The organism is Modestobacter versicolor (assembly GCF_014195485.1).
GTDB lineage: Bacteria > Actinomycetota > Actinomycetes > Mycobacteriales > Geodermatophilaceae > Modestobacter > Modestobacter versicolor.
Map to the genome: position 1 here is coordinate 1,965,970 of NZ_JACIBU010000001.1, position 21,645 is coordinate 1,987,614.

20 protein-coding genes are annotated in these 21,645 nt (G+C 74.9%); 8 read left to right on the forward strand and 12 right to left on the reverse strand.

From position 1 onward, the window contains the following. Positions 1-19 precede the first annotated feature (19 nt). The gene (locus FHX36_RS09575; RefSeq protein ID WP_183513699.1) at positions 20-1,564 is read left to right on the forward strand and encodes an MFS transporter; all 1,545 of its coding nucleotides are present in this window, start codon (positions 20-22) and stop codon (positions 1,562-1,564) included. A 71-nt stretch (positions 1,565-1,635) separates the two neighbouring features. On the opposite strand, the gene FHX36_RS09580 is transcribed toward FHX36_RS09575, so the two are convergent. Then, positions 1,636-3,273, reverse strand: coding sequence for an APC family permease (locus tag FHX36_RS09580; RefSeq protein ID WP_110551795.1), 1,638 nt, complete (start codon positions 3,271-3,273; stop codon positions 1,636-1,638). A 65-nt stretch (positions 3,274-3,338) separates the two neighbouring features. Then, complete coding sequence (gene budC, locus FHX36_RS09585) at positions 3,339-4,112, reverse strand: meso-2,3-butanediol dehydrogenase (RefSeq protein WP_220035894.1); 774 nt, start codon at positions 4,110-4,112, stop codon at positions 3,339-3,341. Positions 4,113-4,241: 129 nt separating this feature from the next. On the opposite strand from budC, the gene FHX36_RS09590 reads away from it, so the two are divergent. The 4 genes from FHX36_RS09590 (at position 4,242) to FHX36_RS09605 (ending at position 9,652) form a co-directional block, all read left to right on the forward strand. Then, positions 4,242-5,771 carry an MFS transporter gene (locus FHX36_RS09590; RefSeq protein WP_110551793.1) on the forward strand — a complete coding sequence of 510 codons (1,530 nt, stop codon included), beginning with the start codon at positions 4,242-4,244 and terminating at the stop codon, positions 5,769-5,771. A gap of 221 nt (positions 5,772-5,992) precedes the next feature. Beyond that, positions 5,993-8,089, forward strand: a complete 2,097-nt coding sequence (locus FHX36_RS09595; RefSeq protein WP_110551798.1) for a SpoIIE family protein phosphatase — start codon at positions 5,993-5,995, stop codon at positions 8,087-8,089. A gap of 120 nt (positions 8,090-8,209) precedes the next feature. Then, positions 8,210-9,178 carry a sensor histidine kinase gene (locus FHX36_RS09600; RefSeq protein WP_110551797.1) on the forward strand — a complete coding sequence of 323 codons (969 nt, stop codon included), beginning with the start codon at positions 8,210-8,212 and terminating at the stop codon, positions 9,176-9,178. 78 nt (positions 9,179-9,256) lie between these two features. Next, on the forward strand, positions 9,257-9,652 hold the full coding sequence (locus tag FHX36_RS09605) for a PPOX class F420-dependent oxidoreductase (protein WP_110551792.1): 396 nt from the start codon (positions 9,257-9,259) through the stop codon (positions 9,650-9,652). A gap of 1 nt (position 9,653) precedes the next feature. Here the strand turns inward: FHX36_RS09605 and FHX36_RS09610 are convergent, their stop codons facing one another. The 9 genes from FHX36_RS09610 to FHX36_RS09650 form a co-directional block, all read right to left on the reverse strand. Continuing rightward, a complete protein-coding gene (locus FHX36_RS09610; RefSeq protein ID WP_110551791.1) occupies positions 9,654-10,541 on the reverse strand; it encodes a type II secretion system F family protein in 888 nt (295 codons plus the stop codon). Beyond that, positions 10,541-11,479, reverse strand: coding sequence for a type II secretion system F family protein (locus tag FHX36_RS09615; protein WP_110551790.1), 939 nt, complete (start codon positions 11,477-11,479; stop codon positions 10,541-10,543). Before FHX36_RS09615 ends, FHX36_RS09610 begins: the two co-directional genes overlap by 1 nt. Continuing rightward, positions 11,479-12,978, reverse strand: coding sequence for a TadA family conjugal transfer-associated ATPase (locus FHX36_RS09620; RefSeq protein ID WP_258372661.1), 1,500 nt, complete (start codon positions 12,976-12,978; stop codon positions 11,479-11,481). Before FHX36_RS09620 ends, FHX36_RS09615 begins: the two co-directional genes overlap by 1 nt. Next, positions 12,975-14,153, reverse strand: coding sequence for a CpaE/TadZ family protein (locus FHX36_RS09625; protein ID WP_110551789.1), 1,179 nt, complete (start codon positions 14,151-14,153; stop codon positions 12,975-12,977). Before FHX36_RS09625 ends, FHX36_RS09620 begins: the two co-directional genes overlap by 4 nt. After that, positions 14,150-14,869: a Flp pilus assembly protein CpaB gene (gene cpaB / locus FHX36_RS09630; RefSeq protein WP_110551788.1), complete on the reverse strand. Its 720-nt coding sequence runs from the start codon at positions 14,867-14,869 to the stop codon at positions 14,150-14,152. The genes FHX36_RS09625 and cpaB overlap by 4 nt, the downstream gene beginning before the upstream one ends. A 5-nt stretch (positions 14,870-14,874) precedes the next feature. Then, a complete protein-coding gene (locus FHX36_RS23485) occupies positions 14,875-15,825 on the reverse strand; it encodes a TadE/TadG family type IV pilus assembly protein (protein WP_110551787.1) in 951 nt (316 codons plus the stop codon). Further along, entirely contained in the window at positions 15,813-16,235 is a 423-nt protein-coding gene (locus FHX36_RS09640; RefSeq protein WP_181428728.1) for a TadE/TadG family type IV pilus assembly protein, read from the reverse strand. Before FHX36_RS09640 ends, FHX36_RS23485 begins: the two co-directional genes overlap by 13 nt. Before the next feature lie 94 nt (positions 16,236-16,329). After that, the gene (locus FHX36_RS09645) at positions 16,330-16,539 is read right to left on the reverse strand and encodes a Flp family type IVb pilin (protein ID WP_110551785.1); all 210 of its coding nucleotides are present in this window, start codon (positions 16,537-16,539) and stop codon (positions 16,330-16,332) included. Between the two features lie 188 nt (positions 16,540-16,727). Then, positions 16,728-17,399, reverse strand: coding sequence for a prepilin peptidase (locus FHX36_RS09650; protein ID WP_110551784.1), 672 nt, complete (start codon positions 17,397-17,399; stop codon positions 16,728-16,730). A 142-nt stretch (positions 17,400-17,541) separates the two neighbouring features. On the opposite strand from FHX36_RS09650, the gene FHX36_RS09655 reads away from it, so the two are divergent. Then, positions 17,542-18,429 carry a dioxygenase family protein gene (locus FHX36_RS09655; protein ID WP_110551783.1) on the forward strand — a complete coding sequence of 296 codons (888 nt, stop codon included), beginning with the start codon at positions 17,542-17,544 and terminating at the stop codon, positions 18,427-18,429. A 9-nt stretch (positions 18,430-18,438) separates the two neighbouring features. Here FHX36_RS09655 and FHX36_RS23890 read toward each other — a convergent pair whose 3' ends face one another. After that, positions 18,439-20,094 carry a LytR C-terminal domain-containing protein gene (locus FHX36_RS23890; RefSeq protein ID WP_183513700.1) on the reverse strand — a complete coding sequence of 552 codons (1,656 nt, stop codon included), beginning with the start codon at positions 20,092-20,094 and terminating at the stop codon, positions 18,439-18,441. A gap of 207 nt (positions 20,095-20,301) precedes the next feature. On the opposite strand from FHX36_RS23890, the gene FHX36_RS09665 reads away from it, so the two are divergent. Both FHX36_RS09665 and FHX36_RS09670 read left to right on the forward strand, forming a co-directional pair. Further along, on the forward strand, positions 20,302-21,030 hold the full coding sequence (locus FHX36_RS09665; protein WP_110551733.1) for a molybdopterin-dependent oxidoreductase: 729 nt from the start codon (positions 20,302-20,304) through the stop codon (positions 21,028-21,030). Beyond that, positions 21,014-21,643, forward strand: a complete 630-nt coding sequence (locus tag FHX36_RS09670) for a cytochrome b/b6 domain-containing protein (RefSeq protein WP_110551734.1) — start codon at positions 21,014-21,016, stop codon at positions 21,641-21,643. The genes FHX36_RS09665 and FHX36_RS09670 overlap by 17 nt, the downstream gene beginning before the upstream one ends. Positions 21,644-21,645: the final 2 nt, after the last annotated feature.

Genomic DNA, 21,645 nt, shown 5'->3' on the forward strand with positions numbered 1-21,645 from the left:
TCTACACCCGGAGGTCGTCATGACAGCTCCCCCCGCTCCCACCGCCACCCGTCGGTGGTGGGTGCTGCTCGTGCTCTGCCTGTCCGTCCTGCTCGTCAGCGTCGACAACACCATCGTCAACGTGGCGCTGCCGACCATCGGCCGCGAGCTGTCGGCCAGCACCAGCGACCTGCAGTGGGTCGTCGACGGCTACACGCTCGCCTTCGCCGCGCTGCTGCTCCTCGGCGGTGCGCTCGGTGACCGGTTCGGCCGCCGCCGGGTGCTCGAGCTCGGCCTGGTCGCCTTCGCCGCCACCTCGCTGCTCGCCGCGCTGGCCGACACCACCGGCGAACTGGTCGCCGGGCGGGCGGCGATGGGCGTGAGCGCCGCCGCGATCTACCCGGCCACCCTGGCCCTGCTGGTCACCACGTTCACCGACCGGCGTGAGCGCGCCACCGCCATCGGCATCTGGTCGGCGGTCACCGGCCTGTCCGTCGCGATCGGCCCGGTCACCGGCGGCCTGCTGCTCGAGCACTTCTCGTGGGGCTCGGTCTTCCTGGTCAACCTGCCGCTGGCCGCCGTCGCGGTCGTCGCCGGCCGGCTGCTGCTCACCGAGTCCGCCGACCCCCGCCGGCGCCGCTTCGACCTGGTCGGTGCCGCCGCGTCGATCGCCGGCATCGGGCTGCTGGTCTGGACGACGATCGAGGCGCCCGGCCGCGGCTGGGGCTCCACCGCGACCGTGGGCGGCTACCTCGCCGCTGCGGTGGCGCTCGCCTTCTTCGTGGTCTGGGAGCTCCGCCGCGCCGACCCGATGCTCGACGTCCGGCTGTTCGGCGACCGGCGGGTGTCGGTCGGCAGCGGCGCCATCGCGCTGGCGTTCTTCAGCCTCTTCGGGTTCATCTTCCTGATCACCCAGTACTTCCAGACCGTCCGCGGCTACGACACCCTCACCGCAGGGCTGGCCACCCTCCCGTTCGCGCTGGTCATCGGCGCGGTCAGCCCGCTGGCGATCCTGGCCATGCGGGCGGTGGGCACCAAGCTGGTGGTCGCCGCCGGGCTGCTGACCATGGCCGCCGGTTTCGCGCTGGCCGCCGGCACGTCGCTGGAGTCGGCCTACTGGGGCCGGATCGTGCTGGCCATGGTGCTGATGGCCGCCGGCCTCGGCCTGGTCACCGGCCCGGCGACGGAGGCGGTCATGGGAGCGCTGCGCAGCGAGGAGGCGGGCGCCGGCTCGGCGGTCAACGACACCGTCCGCGAGGTCGGCGGCACGCTGGGGGTCGCGGTCGTCGGCTCGGTGATGAGCACCGTCTACGGGCCCGCGGTGGTCGACGCCCTCACCGCCGCCGGCGCACCGGCACCGGCCGCCGGCAGCGCGGCCGACTCGGTGTTCGCCGGGCTGGCCGTCGCCGCGCAGCTGCCCGACGGGGCGACGGCAGCCGTCCAGCAGTCGTTCCTGGACGGGGTCACGGCCGGCTCCTGGGTGGCCGCGGCCGCCAGCGCTGCCGGCGCGCTCGTCGTCCTCGCCCTCCTGCCGGCCCAGCACCGGGCCCCCGAGCCGGCAGCGGAACCCGTCGCCGCCGGGTGACGGCTGGAACGGCCCCCTTCCAGGGGCCCACCCCTGAGCCTGCGAAGGGTGGGGAGGAAGGGGGTCCTTCGTCAGGCCCGCGGGTCCCAGGGCTCCCGACCGGGCGGCAGGTTCGACCGGTCGGGGGCGATGACCGTCGCCTCGTGCGAGTCCGGCAGCGCCACGGTGGGCACGTCGGGGGCCAGCAGCAGGTCGCCGGTGCCGCGCAGCATCGTCTCGCCGCGGAAGAACGACGGCGCGACCCGGCTGTAGACCACCATCAGCAGCAGGCCGAGCAGCAGCGCGCCGACGCCGATGACGAACACCCCGCCGACGCCGTTGATCACCGTCTCGCCGTACTCGGGGTCGGCGTACTCAAAACACGCCAGCACGAAGACGACGAGCATGAACAGCCCGCCCAGCAGCGGCAGCAGGAAGCGCATCAGGACGTCGCGCGGGCCGCGCAGCGACCGGCGGAACTCCCAGGCGCAGGCGAACCCGGTCAGCCCGTAGTAGAAGGCGATCAGCATGCCGGTCGCGGTGATCGAGTCGACCAGCACGTTCTCGCTCACCAGCGTCAGCCCGACGTAGAAGGCGATCGAGACCAGGCCCATCCAGATGGTCGAGACCGTCGGCGTCAGGTAGCGGGGGTGGATCCGCGCGAACGACCGGGGCAGCGCGCCGTAGGCGGCCATCGACAGGGTGCCGCGGGCGGTGGGCAGGATCGTCGTCTGGGTGCAGGCCGCCGACGAGGTGAGCACCGAGATGATCAGCAGCGCCTCGAAGACGTGGCCGAACACGTCGTCGCCGAACACCGTGGCGCCCAGGGCGTTGAACACGTCCTCGGCGTTGGCCTCGTTGCCCAGCCCGATCCCCTCGCTGCCCACGCCGGCGAAGGCCACGGTGGCGACCGAGACGACGGTGTAGATGCCCACCAGCAGGAGGGTCGAGATGATCGCCGCCCGCCCCGGTGAGCGGGTGGGGTTGGCGGTCTCCTCGTTGACCGCGACCGCCGAGTCCCAGCCCCAGTAGATGAAGATGGCCAGCAGCACCGCCTCGGTGAGCGAGGGCCAGCTCAGCCCCGAGGGCCACAGCCACGACAGCGACGGCGTGAGCGAGCCCTCCGGCGCCGTCCCGCTGTAGACCTTCACCAGCGCGTAGGCGGCGAAGGCGACCAGGACGACGACCTCCACCGTGAGCAGCACGTTCTGCACCCGGGCGGTCGGCTCGATGCCCCGGAAGCAGATCCAGGTCATCAGCGCGATCCAGCCGACCCCGGCGACCGTCGTCCACAGCGTGCTCTCGGCCAGCGAGTCCAGCCCGACCAGCCGGTAGCCGTAGGCGCCGGCGATCTGGGCCAGGTTGGCCATCACGATGACGTCGGCGGCGATGATCCCCCAGCCGCCCATCCACCCGGTGCGCGGACCGAAGGCCCGGGCCGCCCAGGTGAACGTCGTCCCGCAGTCGGGCTCCCGCTTGTTCAGCTCCGAGTACGCGACCGCGATCAGCCACATCGGCACGAAGGCCAGCAGCATGATCGCCGGCGCCTTGACGCCCACGGCGATGACGACGAAGCCGAGGGTGGCCGCCAGCGCGTAGGCCGGGGCGGTCGAGGAGACGGCGAGGACGATCGAGGAGACCAGTCCCAGCGCCCCGCTCTTGAGGCCCTTGTCGACGGCGACGCCCTCGACGCGTGCGGCCGCGAGCGGCGGCGGGGACGGACGGGTCATGCCGGAGCCGTGCGCGGAGTCATGCCGTTTTTATCGCACACGACGGGCGCCGCCGCGGGACGGGGTCACAGGTGCGGCTGCCCGGTGGAGGCGCTCGTCCCGCCGTCGACCGGCACCACCGCCCCGGTGACGTACCGGGCGGCGTCGCTGGCCAGGAACAGCACGACCGGCGCGACGTCCGCCGGCTCGCCTGGCCGGCCCAGCGGGATGCGGTTGACGAACGGGGCGAGCGAGGCCTCGTCCCGGCCCATCCCCTCGGTCAGCTCGGTGAGGGTGAACGCCGGGGCGACCGCGTTGACCCGGACGCCGTCGGCGCCCCAGTCCAGGGCCAGCGACCGGACGAAGTTGCTGATCGCGGCCTTGGTGGCGTTGTAGGCGGCCTGGCCCCAGTCGCCGCGCTCACCGGAGACCGAGGAGACGGCGACCAGGGTGCCGCCCGCGCTCGCCAGGTGCGGCTGGGCGGCCTTGGCCAGGTGGAAGAAGGCGTCGACGTTCGTGGCCCGCAGCCGCTCCCAGGCGTCGTCGGCCAGCTCGGTGAGCGGACCGGACTCGTAGCCGGCCGCGTTGCTCACCACCACGTCGAGCCGGCCGAAGCGCTCGACGACGTCGGCGACCAGCCGGGCCACCTGCGCGCCGTCGGAGACGTCGGCCGGCAGCGCCGCGGTGCGCTCGGCGGGGTGACCGGCCAGCGCCTGCTCCAGCCGGTCGGGACGGCGGCCGGTGACCGCGACGGTCGCGCCCGCCCCGAGGAAGGCGCGGGTGATCGCCAGCCCGATGCCGCTCCCTCCCCCGGTGACGAGCACGACGGAGCCGGTGAAGTCGAAGTCTGCGGAGGCCACGGGAACTGTCATCCCCCGCGGGGAACATCTCGACACCCGAGATGGTTGCTTGCGCGGAACAAGCAATCAGGCGTCCCCACGCCGGCGCGACGGTGCGCCTCCACCCGCACACCCGCCAGGAGCCCACCTGTGTCCCACCCCGCCCCGCCCAGCACCGGCCTGACCGGTCCCGAGACCGCCGAGGCCAAGGCCACCGCCGCCCTCGAGCAGGAGCGCGACCACGGCCGCCGCTGGTGGACGCTGGCCACGCTGGGCCTTGCCCAGCTGATGGTCGTCCTCGACGCCACGATCGTGAACATCGCGCTGCCCAGCGCCCAGGCCGACCTCGGCTTCGGCGACGCCGACCGGCAGTGGGTCGTCACCGCCTACGCGCTGGCCTTCGGTGGCCTGCTGCTGCTCGGCGGCCGGCTGGCCGACCTCTTCGGCCGCCGCCGCATGCTGCTCATCGGCCTGGCCGGCTTCGCGGTCGCCTCCGCGCTCGGCGGCGCTGCCACCGGCTTCGGCACGCTGGTCGCCGCGCGGGCGCTGCAGGGCGTCTTCGGTGCGCTGCTCGCCCCCGCGGCCCTGTCGCTGCTCACCATCACGTTCAGCGACCCCAAGGAGCGTGGCAAGGCCTTCGGCATCTTCGGGGCCATCGCCGGTGCCGGCGCGGCCATCGGGCTGCTGCTCGGCGGCGTGCTCACCGAGTACCTCAGCTGGCGCTGGTGCCTCTACGTCAACGTGCCGATCGCCGTCGTCGCCGGGCTGGGCGCGGTCCGGTTCGTGCGCAAGGTCGCCCCGGCCAGCGGCGTGCACCTGGACATCCCCGGCGTGATCACCGCCGTCCTCGGTCTCGGTGGGCTGGTCTACGCCTTCGCCCGCGCCGAGAGCGACGGCTGGGCCGACCCGGTCACCGTCGCGCTGATCGTGGTGTCGACGCTGCTGCTGGTCAGCTTCGTCGTCCTCCAGCAGCGGGTCGCCCACCCGCTGCTGCCGCTGCGCGTGGTGCTCGACCGGCGCCGCGGGGGCGCCTACCTGGCGATCACCCTCGCCGCGATCGGCATGTTCGCCGTCTTCCTGTTCCTCACCTACTACCTGCAGCAGACCAAGGGGTTCAGCCCGCTGAAGAGCGGCGTCGCCTTCCTGCCGTTCGTGGCCGGCATCCTGACCAGCTCCACGGTGGTCGTCCCCCGGCTGCTGCCGAAGATCGGCCCGCGGTTCCTGATCGTCACCGGTCAGCTGCTCGGCATGGCCGGGCTGCTCTACCTGTGGCGGCTGGAGGCCACCAGCGGGTACCTGGTCCACGTGCTCCCGGCGCTGTTCGTGATGGGCTCCGGGATGGGCCTGATCTTCGCCTCGTGCTTCAACACCGCGACCTCGGGCACCCGGCCCGCGGACGCGGGGGTCGCCTCGGCGCTGGTGAACACCGGCCAGCAGGTCGGCGGCGCCCTGGGCACCGCCCTGCTGAACACGTTCGCCGCCTCAGCGACCGCGTCGTACCTGAGCGGGCGCCAGCCGTCCGCGTCCGTGCTGGCCGACGCCGCGGTGGCCGGTGAGACCCGGGCGTTCCTCATCGCCGCCGGGGTGTTCCTGCTCGGCGCGGTCGTCAGCCTGGTCGTGATCCCGAGCGGGCCGAACCCGGTGCCCCAGCGCGGCGCGCCGGTGCCCGCCGGTCACTGAGGCCGCACCCCACCGCACCGGAGGCCCGCCACCCGCTGGGGTGGCGGGCCTCCGTCGCGTCCCGGGCAGGTGCACCCCCACCCGCGCCACGCCGACGTGATCCGGATCGATGAGCTTGCCCTCGACCGGTTGTCCGTGACATAACTCGGGACTGCGGGTTCAGCCAACGAGCCGTGCAGCACCCCCGGCACCGCCGGGCAGCGACGTGAGTGGGTGACAGCGTGGAGCCGACGTCCGTCGGCGACGTGCACGGTCACGACGCGGAGGCAGCCCGGCTGCGGGCCGAGCTCGCGATCAGCGCCGCCGGCATCGGGACGTTCGACCTCGACGTCCGCACCGGCCGGCTGACCTGGGACGCCCGGTTGATCGAGATGTTCGGGTACGACGCCGACACCTTCGAGCAGACCATCGAGGCGTTCAACGCCCGGTTGCACCCCGACGACCTGCCGCGGGTCACCGACGCGCTGCAGACCGCGATCGCCACCCAGGGCGAGCTGGAGACCGACTACCGGATCCTGCTGCCCGACGGCGACACCCGCTGGGTCAGCGCCCGGGGCAAGGCGTTCGGTGGTCCCGACGGCCAGGCGGCGCGGGTGATCGGCGTCGCCTACGACGTCACCGCGGAACGGACCAGCGAGGCCCGGGTCGCGCGGGTGCTCGAGGCGATGCCGGCCGGCTTCTACTCCCTCGACCGGGCGTGGCGCTTCGCGCACGTCAACGCCGAGGCCGAGAAGCTGCTGGGGCAGAGCCGCGACGATCTGCTGGGCCAGGTGATCTGGGACGCCTTCCCCGCAGCCGTGAACAGCGTCTTCGAGGAGAGCTACCGCCGAGCGGTCACCACCGGGGAGCCGGTGGCCTTCGACGCGCACTACCCCGCGCCGCTCGACGGCTGGTACGAGCTGCGCGCCTGGCCCACCCCCGACGGCTTGTCGGTCTACTTCATCGAGGTCACCGAGCGCCGGCAGGCCGAGGCCCAGGCCGAGCGGGCCACCCGCCGGCTGAGGCTGCTGGCCCAGGTGAGCGCCGAGCTGGCCGGCACCCTCGACGTGCAGGCAGCGACCGCCCGGCTGCCGCGGCTGGTGGTGCCGGCGCTGGCCGACTACTGCATCCTCACCGTCATCGACGACGACGGTCACCCCCGGGACGTCGGGAGCTGGCACGTCGACCCGGCCAGCCGGTCCCTGCTGGAGCGCTACATGGCCGTCCGGCTGGACGCGATGCCGCTGACCGCCCCGGTGGGCCGCGCCCTGCACTCCAACGAGGCGGTGACCTTCGCCGGCAACGACGTCCTCGACCTGCTCCCCCCGGGCGACGCCCGTGACCTGCTCGGCGTGCTCGCCCCGCAGAGCGAGGTGGCGCTGCCGCTGCGCGCCCGCGGACGGACGCTGGGCCTGCTGACGCTGTTCTACGCCGACGGCCACGTCCCCACCGCCGAGGACGTCACGGTGGCCCAGGACGTCGCCGACCGGGCCGGCCTGGCCTGGGACAACGCCCGGCTGTTCACCCAGCAGCAGCAGATGGCCGAGACCCTGCAGCGCAGCCTGCTCACCGACCCGCCGGAGCCCGACCACGCCGAGATCGTGGTGCGCTACCTGCCGGCCGCCGAGGCCGCGCGGGTGGGCGGCGACTGGTACGACGCCTTCCTGCAGCCCAACGGCTCGACGATGCTGGTCATCGGCGACGTGGTCGGCCACGACACCGCCGCGGCGGCGGCGATGGGCCAGGTGCGCAGCCTGCTGCGCGGCATCGCCGCCTACAGCGACGCCGGCCCGGCCGAGGTGCTGCGCGGCCTGGACCAGGCGATGGCGGTGCTGCAGATCGACACGCTGGCCACCGCCGCCGTGGCCCGCTTCGAGCAGACGGACGACGAACGGGAGCGCGGCGTCACCCGGATCGTCTGGGCGAACGCCGGGCACCTCCCGCCGCTCGCGCTGCACCCGGACGGCTCGGTCGCCGTGCTGGCCGACTGGAAGGCCGACCTGCTGCTCGGCGTCGACGCGTTCGCGCAGCGCGCCGAGTCGGTGGTCACCCTGGACCGCGGGTCGACCGTGCTGCTGTACACCGACGGCCTGATCGAGCGCCGGGACGCAGACCTGGACACCGGGCTGGACCGGCTGCGCACGCACCTCGCCGAGCTGGCCCACCTCCCGCTGCAGCAGCTGTGCGACGAGCTGATCACCCGGCTGGTCGACGGCAAGCCCGAGGACGACGTCGCGCTGGTCGCCGTCCGGCTGCACCCCCAGGACCGCCCCCGGCCGGCCGAGGCGGGCCCCAACCGGGTGCCCGACCTCGTCCCGCCGGACCCCACCGTTCCGTGACGGGCCGATGACCATCGGTGAGAACCGGTACTGGACCGTCGTGCAACCACAGGTGCGTGACCTACCGTGGGGCTGACCGCACCGGCGGACGTCGGCGACGACGACCGAGAGGACGACCCCGTGCCCGCGACCTGGGCCGAGCAGCACCCCGCACCAGCGCGGGCGTACCGGCACGACCTGCTCCTGCACGACTCCTCCGAGGAGCTGGCCACCCGCGCCGCGTCGTTCGTGCGCGCGGGTCTGGAGGCCGGTGACGGCGCGGTCGTCGCGGCCGGCCCGCGGGTCGGCCCGCTGGTGCTCGAGGCCCTCGCCGACGACGAGCGGGTGCTGGTGCTCGACCCCGCCGAGATCTACCGGATGCGCACGCCGGCCGCGATCACCGCGCTGCGGCAGCTGGCCCAGGAGCGGACGCCGGACGGTGGCCGCCTGCGCGTCGTCGGCGAGACCGTGTTCGGCCCCACCGCCCGGGAGTGGCTCGAGTGGGAGCGCTACGAGGCGGTCGTGAACGAGGCGCTGCGGCCGCAGCCGCTGTGGGGCCTGTGCGTCTACGACAGCAGCCGGCTGCCCGACGAGGTGATCGAGACCGGGCTGGCCACGCACACGCACCTGGTCACGGCGGCGGGCCGGCAGGTCAACCCGGGCTACCGGGACCCGGCGGAGGTGCTGCGCTCGCTGCCGGTGCCCGAGGAGCCGTTGGAGCGGACCGAGCCGCTGCTGCGGGTCGACGACGTCTCCGACTTCATCGGCCTGCGGCACGCCGTCGGCGAGCGGCTGGCCGCGCTCGGCGGGTCACCGGACCTGGTCGAGGACCTGCACCTGGCGGTGGACGAGATGAGCTCCAACGCGGTGCGGCACGGCGGCCCGCCGGTGCAGCTGCGGCTGTGGGCGTCCGCCGAGCGGGTGGTCTGCCGGATCAGCGACCGCGGCCCCGGGATGGACGACCCGTTCGCCGGCTACGGGCCGGCCCACGGCGACGACCTCTCCCGCGGCGGCATGGGGCTGTGGCTGGCCCGGCAGCTGTGCGACCACGTCGACGTGATCGACGACGGCCGGGGGCTCACCGTGCGGCTGGCGACCTCGCTGCGCTGAGCGACCCGGGCGACGGCGGGCGCCCGCCGGTGGGCCGTGACAGGGTCGGGGGCAACCGACCGCCCCGAGAGGATCCCCGTGGACCTGCCCGCCGGCCTGCTCGACCTGCTGCGCCAGCCCAGCCCCTGCTTCGTGGCCACCGTCATGCCCGACGGGTCGCCGCAGATGACCCAGACCTGGGTGGACACCGACGGCACGAACGTCCTGATCAACACCGTCGCCGGGTTCCAGAAGGTGCGGAACATGGAGCGCGACGCCCGGGTGGCGCTCAACGTCGCCGACCCGCAGGACGTCTCGCGCTACTACGCGGTGCGCGGCCGGGTCGTGTCGATCACCGCCGACGGCGCGACCGAGCACATCGACCGGCTGTCGCAGAAGTACACCGGCGGCCCCTACCCCTGGTACGGCGGCCGCCAGCAGCAGCGGCTGCTGGTGACGATCGCGCCGGAGAAGGTCAGCTCCCCGCAGGGCTGACTCAGCCCAGGACGCCGATGATCCCCAGCACGGCGGGGCCGACGACGACGATCAGGATCGCCGGCAGGATGCACACGACGAGCGGGAAGACGACCTTCACCGGCACCTTCATCGCCTGCTCCTCGGCGCGCTGGCGGCGCTTGACCCGGGCCTCGTCGGCCTGGACCCGCAGCACGTCGGCGATCGGCACGCCGTAGGTGTCGGCCTGGTTGACCGCGCCGACGAAGCGCCTGAGCTCGGGCACCTCGGTGCGGGTCGCGAGCGCCTCGTAGGCCGCGCGGCGGGGACGGCCGACGGCGACGTCGTGCACGGTGCGCACCAGCTCCTCGGCCAGCGCGCCCTTGCCGGTGGTGGCGGCGCGGGCGAGCGCCGTCTCGAAGCCGAGCCCGGCCTCCACCGCGATGGTCATCTGGTCGAGCACGTCGGGCAGCTCGCGGGCGATCGCCTGCTGCCGCTCTTGGCCGCGGCCCCACAGCGCCGCCTCGGGGAGGTGGTAGGCGCCGAGCGCTGCCGCCAGCACGGCGACGACCGCCAGCGGGCCCGGGGACCCTGCCACCAGCAGACCGCCGACCAGCAGGACGGCGACGGCGAGGACCAGCTTCGCCCAGAGCAGCCGGGTCATGGTGAAGCCCTCGGGTCGCCCGGCGACGTCGATCATGTGCCGGATCCGGCGCGCGGCGGTCTCCGGGGTGAGCGTGCGCAGGACGGCGCCGGCACCGGTGCGCCGCGCCTCCAGCGTGCCCACCTCGTAGACCTGGGTGACCAGGCCCCGGCCGAGGTTCTGCCGGGCGACGGCGTTGCTCCGCCCGGCGCGGGAGACGGCCACGGGCAGGCCGACGGCCACCGGCAGCACCAGGGCCGCGACGGCGGCCCACACGATCAGCGGCATCAGAACCTCACCGTCACGACGCGGCGCACCCACACGGCGCCCACGACCATCAGCACGCCGGCGGTGGCCAGCATCAGCACGCCCGTGCTGCTGCCGGTCAGCCGGCCCATGTACTCCGGCGAGGTGAGCTGGAGGCCGGCGCCCAGGACGAAGGGCATCGCCAGCAGCACGACGCCGGACACCCGCCCCTCGGCGGAGAGCGCCCGCGCCTGGCGGCGCAGCTGGCTGCGGTCCCGGATGGTGATGCCGACCCGGTCGAGCACCTCGGCCAGGTTGCCGCCCACCTCGCGGTGGATCGACACGGCCTGGGCGACCCAGGAGAAGTCCTCGCTGCCCATCCGCTCGGCGACCTCGTCCAGGGCCACGACCAGGTCGCGGCCCACGCGCACCTCGTTCAGCACCCGGCTGAACTCCTCGGCCGTCGGGGCGTCCGCCTCGTGGGAGACCGCCTCCAGGGCGCGCAGCACGCTGTGCCCGGCGCGCATGCTGCTGCTCATCAGCCGCAGGGTGTCGTCGAGCTGGTCACCGAAGGCCGCGCGGCGCCGCGTGGTGCGGACCCGCAGGGTGAGCACGACGGCGAGCGGTGCCAGCGGGGTGAGCACGACGGCGCCCAGCGGCCCGCCGACGACACCACCGAGCAGGTTGCCGAGCACGGCACCGCCGACGACGGCGCCCAGCACCTGGGCCGGGCTGCGGTGCACGCCGGCCCGCTCGAGCACGCCGAGCAGCGCCTGCCGGCGGCCCAGGCGGCGGAGCACCTGGTCACCGAGGCGACCGGCGTCGACCGCCACGCCGGACAGGCCCCGCGGTGCGGGGCGCGCGGCGGGGTCCAGCCGGGAGATGTCGACGTGCGGCGCCCGGGGCACCAGCACGACGGCGGCGGCGAGGGCGACGGCGAGGGCGCAGGCCCCGACGCCGGCCCAGACGAGGGCGGTCATCAGGACCGGCCACCCACGGGCACCAGGTGCGGCACGCCGCCCAGTGCCCGGGTCGGGACGGGGACGCCCTGCTCGACCATGCGCTCGAGGAACCGCGGGCGGACGCCGGTGGGCACGGCCCGGCCGAGCAGCCGGCCCTCGCGGTCGGTGCCGGCGGCGTGGTCGAAGAGGAACGCGTCCTGCAGGGTGACGGTGTCGCCCTCCATACCGAGGACCTCGGTGACGTGGGTGATCCGGCGGGTGCCGTCGCGCATGCGGGAGACCTGCACGATGACGTCGACGGCGGAGGCCACCTGCTCGCGCACGGCGCGCAGCGGCAGGTCCATCCCGGCCATCAGCACCAGGGTCTCCAGCCGGGCGACCGCGTCGCGCGGCGAGTTGGCGTGCACGGTGGACAGCGAGCCGTCGTGGCCGGTGTTCATCGCCTGCAGCATGTCCAGGCTCTCCCCGCCGCGGACCTCGCCGACGATGATCCGGTCGGGCCGCATCCGGAGGGAGTTGCGCACCAGGTCGCGGATGCTGATGTCGCCCTTGCCCTCGATGTTGGCCGGGCGGGACTCCAGCCGGACGACGTGCTCCTGCTGCAGCTGCAGCTCGACGGCGTCCTCGATGGTGATGATCCGCTCGCCCTCGGGGATGAAGGACGACAGCACGTTGAGCAGCGTGGTCTTCCCGGTGCCGGTACCGCCGGAGACGATCACGTTGAGCCGGGCCTGCACGCAGGCGCGCAGCAGCTCGGCCAGGTCGGCGGTGAGGGTGCCGTAGCTGATCAGGTCGCCGATCTGCAGCGGCTGGCGGGAGAACTTCCGGATGGTCAGCGAGGAGCCGCTGAAGGCCAGCGGCGGGATGATCGCGTTGACCCGGGAGCCGTCGGGCAGCCGCGCGTCGACCAGCGGCGAGGACTCGTCGATGCGGCGGCCGACGCGGGAGACGATCCGCTCGATCACCCGGCGCAGGTGCTGCTCGGAGGCGAACGCCGCGGAGGTGCGGGCGATCCGGCCGTTCCGCTCCACGTAGACGGTGTCCGGGCCGTTGACCATGACCTCGGTGACGGCCGGGTCGTCGAGCAGCGGCTGCAGCGGCCCGTAGCCGAGCACCTCGTCGGTGAGCTCGTGGATGAGCCGGCGCTTGTCCTCCTCGGACAGCGGCGTCTGCTCGAACGCGATGACCCGCTGGAGGTCGGCGCGCACCAGGGCGTGCAGCTGCTCCTCGGGGATGTCGGCGTCGGAGAGCTTGCTGCCCAGCCGCTCGAAGAGGGCGCGGCTGGCGCGGTCCTTGAGCTGGGTGAGGGTGTCCAGCGCGCGGGCCGCGGGGTCGACCGGCGCGGTGGCAGCGGTGCCCTCCGGGGCCACCCGGGCCAGCCGAGACGCCAGCCCACCGGCGTGCGCGGCGGTGGGCACCGGTGCCGGCGCGGGGCGGTCGGCCACCGGCACGAGCGGCGCCGGGGCCGGTTCCGTCCGCTGCCCGTGGGCGACGGCGAGACGCTCGCTCAGGCTCACCGGGCACCGGCCTTGCGGCGGCCCCGGCCGCGGGGAGCGGCGGCGTGCGGCGCGAGGCGCTGGACGAGCGCCTGCAGGCCGCGGGTGACCGGGTCCTTGCCGCCCTTCTCCAGCAGCGGCACCCCGGTGTTCGTCGACAGCGGCACGGCGTCGTGGCGCGGGAGGACGACGTCCAGGGGCGCGCCGAGGGTCTTCTCGACGTCCTCCAGCGCCAGCCCGCCGCCGGAGCCGGCGCCGTTCAGGACGAGGTGCCGGCCGCGGGGCAGCAGGCCCAGCTCGCCGAGCACGTCCATCTCCTTGCGCAGCCCGCGGACGCCGGGGACGTCCATGCTGCCCAGCAGCACCAGGTCGGTGGCCCGCTCCAGCGCCGTCAGGGTGTGGTCGGACAGGCCGGGGGCGGTGTCGACGACGACGTAGCGGAACTCGCGGCTGAGCATGTCGACCAGGCGGGCGACGTCGGCCGGGGTGACGGCGTCGCCGGCGGCCGGCGAGTCGCTGCCCGGGACGACCTGCAGGCCGGTCGGGTGGCGGGTGAGGAAGGTCTTGAGCACCAGCGGGTCGTTGCTGGCCGCGCCCTGCACGGCCTCCGGCAGCGCGTACTGCGGCACCAGGGCGAGCGCGCTGGCGACGTCACCGAACTGCACGTCCAGGTCGACCAGCACGGTCGAGCCGGGCTCGGCGGCGGCGAGGCCGACGGCCAGGTTGGTGGCGACGGTGGTCTTGCCCACCCCGCCCTTCGGCGAGGCGACGACGACCACCCGGCGGGTGGGCGCGCTGCCGGGCACCGGCGCCAGCACGGCCCGGCGGGCCTCGGCGCGGGCGGTGGCCCGGGTCAGCACGGCGGCGACGTCGGCCGGGGTGGCGTGCGGCGACAGCAGGTCGCGGACGCCGGCCCGCATGGCCTCCATCCACAGGTCGGGGTCGGCGAAGGCGACGACGACGACGCTGGTGCTCGGCGCGACGACGTCGACGTTACCGGCGACGGCGAAGGACTCGTCGAGGTCGACCTCCGCGCCGAGCACGACCAGCAGCGGGGCGTCCGGTGCGGCCAGGGCGCCGAGGAGGCCGCCGTCCGCGAGCGCCTCGACGCCCAGGGCGACGACGTCGCCGCCGCTCGCCTCGGCGAAGCGCTCGACGAGGTCGCCGTCGGCGCCGATGGTCAGGACCGTGCTCACTGGTCGTCTCCCGTGGTCGTGGTGGTGCTGGTGAGAGAGGTGCTGGTGAGAGAGGTGTCGGCAGAAGTGGCGCGTTCCTGGAGCGCCAGCCACACCGCGTCCTCCGCCATGCCGGCGATGACCTGCACGGCGTCGGCGTCGGTGAGGGCGAGGGTGACCGTCACGGTCGGCACGGCGCCGGTCAGGTCGGTGCCGCCGCCGGTGACCCGGGTGACCAGCGCCCGGTCGACCGCGAGGCTGGCGACCGTGGCCGCGGTGATGTCGAGGCCGCCGTCGCTCACGTAGACGCCCACCCGGTCGCCGGCGGCGAGCACGCCGTCGACGGCCCGCTGGGACTCCAGGGTCAGGCTGACCTCCTGCATCCCCTCGGGCACCGACACCTCGCCGGCGGCCTGCACGGTCGGGTCCGCGAAGCGGCCGGCGACCACCTGCTCGCCGGGCAGCAGCTCGGTGGTGGTGCTCAGCCCGCTGACGGTGGTCAGCTCGTCGAGCGCGCCCGAGGCGACCAGCCGCTGCGGCACCTGCGCGGTGGAGACGCGGTCCGCGAGCTCCTCGACCGGGGTGCCGGCCGGCACCGCCTCGTCGACGACGAGCACCGGGACGAGCACCGCACCGGCCTCCGCCCGGGCGTCGGCGCCGCGGACGTAGCCGATCAGGACGAAGGCGCCGAAGGCAGCCAGGGCGAGAGCCGTGAGGACGGCGAGGACGCGTCGCATGGTGGTCATCCCTGCAGGTAGACGGAGCGGGCACCCAGGTCGGGCGCCGTGGTGGTGGGTCGGGTGGGGGCGTCGGACTGCTGCGCGGCGAAGGTGAAGTGGCCGATCAGCGCCGGGTCGCTGGAGTAGACGTCGTAGCCGTCGATGTGGAACGTCGCGTAGCTGTAGACGTGGATCGCGCCGCTGCTGCTCATCGAGTCCCAGACGGGGAAGAAGATGTCGCTGCCGATCAGGCTGCCCAGGTACTGGTCGGTGCAGGTGGGCGGCAGGCCGGTGCTGTTCATGCCCGGGTAGGCGGGGATCGTCGAGCCGAGCGTCGACGTCGTGCGGCAGACGCTCGAGCTGTCCGGGTTGGTGACGGCGTAGCCACCGGTGATCGTGCCGCCGTTCGGGCCGGTGCAGGTCTGCCCCATGGTCATCCCGTTGATCCGGTACGAGGTGGTCGCCGTCGACGCCGGGTGCCGGGTGACCTGCGCTTTGTACTCGCACCAGGAGAGGGCCAGCGGGAAGTTGGCCCGGGCGCGGGTGGTCGTCGCCCAGCGGGCGGTCGCGGTCGCGGTCACCCGGCTGGAGCTGATGCCCAGCACCGGGGCGAACCAGTGCGCCTGGTCGGCGCTGACGGTCACCGTCACGCCGTTGCTGGAGGTGGTCACCTGCGGGGTGCGCACGGTGGCGTCCTGGGCGGCGGCCGAGGTGGTGTTGGCCGCCAGCACGGCTGCGGCGGTGGCGGTCGGGTTGCCGCACCTGTCGCGGGCGCAGTCGAGCGCGACGGCCAGGGCCGCGGCGTCGGCGGCGTTCCGCAGCTGCGCGCGGTCGGAGTAGAGCGAGGCGACGTCGACCGCGAGGGCGGCGAGCCCGAGGAGCGGGACCATCAGCAGCGCGACCATGACGGCGGCCGCACCGCGCTCGCCGCGGAGCCGGCCGACGGGGCGGCACCGGCGGGTCAGCCGCCGCATCGCATGGCCGCCCGTCCGGTGAGGTTCACGTTGGCCCGGCCGACGAGGCCGGAGGTGAAGTTCTGCTGGAACTGGATGGTGACGGTGACCATCTGGGTCGAGCTGGCACCGGTGCAGGTGGCCGGCGTGACCTGGATGGCGCCGGCGGTCAGGTTGAGCGCGCCGTCGGCGTTCTGGGCCGCGGCGCGCGCCTGTCCGACGTCGTTGGTCAGCGCCATCGTGCGGGCGGCCTCGCGGGCCGCGGACGACAGCGTGGCCTGGGCGCTCATCGCCTGGCTGTACTCGACGATGCCGAACAGCAGGAGCAGCAGCACCGGCGTGACCAGGGCGAACTCGACCGCCGCGGCGCCGCGCTCGCCGAGCAGGCGGCGGGCGAGGCGGTGGCGTCGCCGCACGGGGGTGCCGGACACGGGTGCTCTCCTGTCGTCGATGAGGGGTGGGGGGCCCGGGAGCGGGCGGCGTGGCCAGGCCACGCCGCCCGTCCAGCGGGCTCACGGGCTGCGATCAGGGGATGATGGCGTTGAAGCGGGCCGCGAGCCGGTTGCCGAAGGCGACGACGACGCCGACCAGGACGGCGGCGATGAGGCCGACGACGATCGCGTACTCGACCGCGGAGGCGCCCTTCTCCTCGTCCTTGAGCGCCCGCACGCGGTCAGCGACGTGGTCGACCGCGACGTAGGACAGCGTGTGCAGGGTCTGGAACAGCGTGACCAAGGTGATCTCCTGTGGGATCGACCGTCGGCTGGCCGGGTCGGGTGACCCGGGTCGCGGTCTTCTCCCCTGAGTTCGGCGGCGCACAACCCGAACCACAGCGCGTGGCGACCCACCCCCCTCCGAGGGGTGAGGCCGCCGTCCTGCGCCCGATCAGGTGACGCGGGGTGCCCCTCCGCGGCGCCGGAGGGTCAGGAGACCGCCCAGCTCCCGCCCAGGAGGGCGGCGGCCAGCGCGCCGGCGATCAGCGCCGGTCCGAACGGCAGCTCGGTCTTCCGTCCTGCGCGGCGCAGCGCGATCAGCGCCAGCCCGAGCACCGCCTGCACCAGGAAGCCGAGGAACAACCCCGCGACGAGGGTGGGCCAGCCCAGCCAGCCGAGGTGCAGCCCGAGCAGGCCGGCGAGCTTGACGTCGCCCATCCCCATCCCGCTCGGGGCGATGAGCGCCAGCACGAGCAGCACGGCGAACGCCGCTCCCCCGGCCAGCACGGCCCGGCCCAGCGCCGTCCACCGGTCGTCCACGGCGGCGGCGACCGCCAGCAGCACCAGCCCGACGAGCAGGCCGGGGAGCAGCACCCGGTTGGGCAGCAGCATGGTGCGCAGGTCGACGACGGCGAGCAGCAGGCCCACCGCCACGAACCACACCCAGGCGGGCAGCTCGGCCGACCAGCCGAACCGGAGCACCACCGCGGTGGTCAGCACCGCGCCGGCGACCTCGGCCCACGGGCTCCCCAGCGCTCGGCCGGCGAGCACCCCGCGGCCGCTCGGCGCCGCACCGCGCGGGGCGACCAGGGCGAGCGAGTCGACGACCCGGCCCAGCAGTGCGCCGAGGACGACGGCCGCGACGACCAGCGCGGCGCTCATCGGGACCCGGGTCGGTTCGGCACGCCCGCGAGGGTGGCACGCGCCGACCGCGGCACCGCGCAACCCCGTCGGGCAGGGCGTTGCGCCGTCCGCCGGGTGCCCGCCCTGGCACGCGGACGGCGGGTGGACGACGCTGCACCTCATGACCGACACCGACGTCGTCCCCGAGGACATCACCGAGGACACCGTCACCGACGCCGTCGTCGAGAGCTTCTCCGGTGCCGCCGACGACCGGCTGCGCACCCTGCTGTCCGCCGTGGTCCGCCACCTGCACGCCGCCGTCCGCGAGGTGGAGCCGACGATCGCCGAGTGGGAGGCGGCGGTCGACTTCCTCACCCGCACCGGGCAGGCCTGCGACGCGACCCGGCAGGAGTTCGTGCTGCTCTCCGACGTGCTGGGCATCTCCGCGCTGGTCGAGAACATCAACCACCGCAAGGTCGCCGGCGCGACCGAGGCCACGGTGCTGGGGCCGTTCCACATGACCGAGTCCCCGGTGCGGGCCAACGGCGACACCATCGACCTGGTCGGCGGGCGCGAGCCGTGCGTCGTCACCGGCCGGGTGCTCACCACCGCGGGCGAGCCGCTGCCGGGCGCCTCGGTGGACGTCTGGCAGGCCGACGCGGACGGCTTCTACGACGTCCAGCGCCCCGACGTGCAACCGCCCGGCAACGGGCGCGGGCTGTTCACCACCGACGCCGAGGGGCGGTTCTGGTTCACCACCGTCGTCCCGAGCTATTACCCGATCCCGACTGACGGGCCGGTCGGTCAGCTGCTCGGCGCCACCGGCCGGCACCCCAACCGGCCCGCGCACGTGCACCTGATCGTCGACGCCGAGGGCTTCGTGCCGGTGACGACGCACGTGTTCGTGGCCGGCAGCGCGTACCTGGACTCCGACGCCGTGTTCGCGGTGAAGCGCAGCCTGGTGCGCGACTTCGCCCAGGTCGACGACCCCGACGAGGCCGCCCGGTTCGGCGTGGCCAACCCGTTCCGGCACGCGCAGATCGACGTGGTGGTGGAGCGGGCCGGCTGACGCCAGACGTCAGTCGGCGCAGGCGGGCAGGGCGTCGACCGCCGCGACCAGCGGCGCGGAGTCGGTCGCGCCGAGGACGACGGTGACCTGCAGGACGGCGGTCTCGCGCAGCACGGCCGCGCCGCCCAGCGCCTCGGCCAGCCACTGCGCGCCGGCCGACTCGCCCTCCGGGTGCTCGATCCCCGAGACGCCGGCCTCGGCCGTGGTGACCGTGCCGACGGTCAACCCGGCGGCGGTGAGCCGGGCGACCACCTCGTCGGCCAGCGCCGGGTCACCGGTGCCGTTGACCACGTCCACCGTCGCCGGTGCGGCGTCAGCCGGGCAGGCGTCGGGCGCCGGCTCCGGGCTGGGGGTGGGCGTCGGCGTGGGCGTCGGGGTCGGCGTGGGGGTCGGCTCGGGGCTGGGCGTCGGCTCGGGGCTGGGCGTCGGCGTGGGGGTCGGCGTGGGGGTCGGCTCGGGGCTGGGCGTCGGCTCGGGGCTGGGCGTCGGCGTCGGCGTCGGCTCGGGGGTCGGCGTCGGCTCGGGGGCCGGCGTCGGCGTCGGCTCGGGGGCCGGCGTCGGCGTCGGCTCGGGGGCCGGGGCTGGCGGGGCGGGGGCGGGCGGGGCGGGGGCGGGCGGTGCGGGGGCGGGCGGTGCGGGGGCGGGCGCCGGGGCGGGGGCGGGCACGACGACCGGCGCGGGCGGCACCGGGGCCGGCGGGGCCGGGAGGGCCGGCGGGCGGACCGGGTCGGCCGGCGGGAGGTCCGGCTCCTCCTCGGCGTCCACGGTGGGGACCTCGACCGGCGTCGTCCCGGCGTAGGTGGCGGCCAGGCCGAGCACGGAGTCCACGTACTCGTCGGAGTGGTTGTAGGCGAAGACGGCGCGCGCCTGCCCGGCGGGAGTCGTGAGGTCGCCGCCGGAGGCGCAGAGGTAGTCGGCCGCCGCGGCGGCCGCGTCGAAGATGTTGAACGGGTCGTCGACGCCGTCGCCGTTGCCGTCGGCGCCGTAGATCGCCCAGGTCGAGGGGATGAACTGCATCGGGCCGACGGCGCGGTCGTGCACCGTGTCGCGGTCGAACCGGCCGCCGTCGGTGTCCAGGATGCGCGCGGTGCCGGCGCCGGTCAGCGGGATGCCGACGACCGGCGGGGTGGACGTGCCGTCGGTGTGCAGGACGGCGCCGCCGAACCGGCCGTGGTTGGACTCGACCCGGCCGATGGCGGCGATCAGCGTCCAGTCGATGACGCAGTCGGCGTCCAGCGCGGCGAAGGTGTAGGCCTCCAGCGCGGTGGTGGGGATGCCGCTGGCGGCGAGCGGCGACGCGGCACCAGTCGGGTCGCCCACCTCGGGCAGGTCCAGGTCGGACAGGCCGAGGTCGGCGAGGTCCAGCCCGAGGTCGAGCCCGAGGTCGAGGTCCGACGACCCGCCGTCCAGCAGCTCGTCGTCCGGCAGCCCGCCGTCCAGGGCGGGGACCATCTGCCGCGACCGCCCCTCGGTGGTGCCCCGCTCGGTGACCCGGGAGCCGGCCTGCTCCTCGGTGGCCGTGGAGCGCGAGGGCGCCGCCAGCGAGGAGACGCCGATCGGGGCGGCGCTGGCCGCGGGGAGCACGGCCAGCACGGCGACCAGCGACCCGGCGGTCAGCCCCACCCCGAGGCCGCGCGCGAGGCGGTGCTCGTCCCGCCGGCTCACGGGACCAGCACCCGCGAGCTGCAGTGCCAGGTGTGCGGCATCGACGCTCCCCCTCGGCTCTCCCCTGCTGCCGGTCCGGGGCCGGCGCACGACGGCGCCCGACCCGGACGATGTCGACCGTAAGCCGAGTGGAGCCCGACACGCCATGTCCGGGAGCTGAACTCCTCACGACGCCTCCCGCGCCGGTGACGCGCCTACCGTGGCGACATGCCCACCGACCAGCGCGACCCCGCCGCCGGCGCCCCGGTGGGCCGGCGGGTCTTCCTGGGGCTGCTCGGCCTGGGCGCGCTGGGGACCGTCACCGGCACCGCTCTCCAGGACGGGCTGAGCGCCGCGCTGGCGCCGATCCAGACCCGCGACCCGACCGGGCTGGTCTCCCTGCTGCCGCTGGGCAACACCTTCCGGTACTACTCGGTGACCGGCGGCGTCGACGAGCAGGACGCGGGCGAGTACCGGCTCGCCGTCTCCGGCCTGGTGCAGCGGACCGGCCGGCACACGCTGGCCGACCTCGCCGCGATGCCGCAGACCGAGCTGGTGCGCGACTTCCAGTGCGTCACCGGCTGGCGGGTGCCCGACGTCCGGTGGTCCGGGGTGCGGCTCGCCGACCTGATCGACCTGGCCGGCCCGGACCCCGCCGCGACCGCCGTCCGGTTCAGCTCCTTCGACGGCACGTACACCGAGAGCCTGACCCTGGAGCAGGCCCGGCGGCCCGACGTGCTGGTGGCGCTGCGGATGCTCGACGGGCCGGTGACCCACGACCACGGCGGGCCGGTGCGGCTCTACGTCGCGCCGATGTACGGCTACAAGAGCCTGAAGTGGCTGTCCGGCATCGAGCTCACCCGCGACGTCGAGCCCGGCTACTGGGAGGACCGGGGCTACTCGGTCGACGCCTGGGTCGGCTCGTCCAACGGCCGGGCCGATGACCCGACCAGCTGACGCCCCGCCCGTCGAGCCGGAGCTGGCCCGGTTCGGCCGGCCGGCCCGGTGGGTGCACGGGCTGGTCGGTGTGCTGATGCTGGTCTGCATCGCGACCGCGGCAGTGCTCTACAACAGCTCGCTGCAGCTGCTGGTCGGGCACCGGCGGGCGGTCGAGCTGGTGCACGTCTGGGCCGGGTACGCGCTGCCGGTGCCGCTGCTGGCCGGGCTGCTCTCGGCCGGCTACCGCGCCGAGCTGCGCCGGCTGAACCGGTTCACCGGCCACGACTGGCGTTGGCTGCGCTCCCGCACCCGCCGCGACGGGCGGATCCCGGTCGGCAAGTACAACGCCGGGCAGAAGCTCAACGCCTCGCTCAGCGGCGGGGCCATCGCCGTCCTGCTGCTGACCGGCGCCGTCATGCAGGCCACCGACCTGGCCCCGCTGGCCTGGCGCACCGGGGCGACGCTGATGCACGACTGGTTCTCCCTGGCCGTGGGCCTGCTCGTGCTCGGCCACCTGGCGTTCGCGCTCCGCGACCCGGTGGCGCTGCGCAGCCTGCGCACCGGCACGGTGCCCCGGCGGTGGGCCCGCTCCGAGCACCCGGCGTGGGCCGACGAGGTCGAGGACCGCTGAGC

Bases quoted from the DNA above. Each gene is read 5' to 3' on its own strand.
- FHX36_RS09575 (WP_183513699.1), top strand. From the start codon at position 20: ATGACAGCTCCCCCCGCTCCCACCGCCACCCGTCGGTGGTGGGTGCTG.
- FHX36_RS09580 (WP_110551795.1), bottom strand. From the start codon at position 3,273: ATGACCCGTCCGTCCCCGCCGCCGCTCGCGGCCGCACGCGTCGAGGGC.
- FHX36_RS09610 (WP_110551791.1), bottom strand. From the start codon at position 10,541: ATGCCGCTGATCGTGTGGGCCGCCGTCGCGGCCCTGGTGCTGCCGGTG.
- FHX36_RS09615 (WP_110551790.1), bottom strand. From the start codon at position 11,479: ATGACCGCCCTCGTCTGGGCCGGCGTCGGGGCCTGCGCCCTCGCCGTC.
- cpaB (WP_110551788.1), bottom strand. From the start codon at position 14,869: ATGCGACGCGTCCTCGCCGTCCTCACGGCTCTCGCCCTGGCTGCCTTC.
- FHX36_RS23485 (WP_110551787.1), bottom strand. From the start codon at position 15,825: ATGCGGCGGCTGACCCGCCGGTGCCGCCCCGTCGGCCGGCTCCGCGGC.
- FHX36_RS09650 (WP_110551784.1), bottom strand. From the start codon at position 17,399: ATGAGCGCCGCGCTGGTCGTCGCGGCCGTCGTCCTCGGCGCACTGCTG.
- FHX36_RS09655 (WP_110551783.1), top strand. From the start codon at position 17,542: ATGACCGACACCGACGTCGTCCCCGAGGACATCACCGAGGACACCGTC.
- FHX36_RS09665 (WP_110551733.1), top strand. From the start codon at position 20,302: ATGCCCACCGACCAGCGCGACCCCGCCGCCGGCGCCCCGGTGGGCCGG.
- FHX36_RS09670 (WP_110551734.1), top strand. From the start codon at position 21,014: ATGACCCGACCAGCTGACGCCCCGCCCGTCGAGCCGGAGCTGGCCCGG.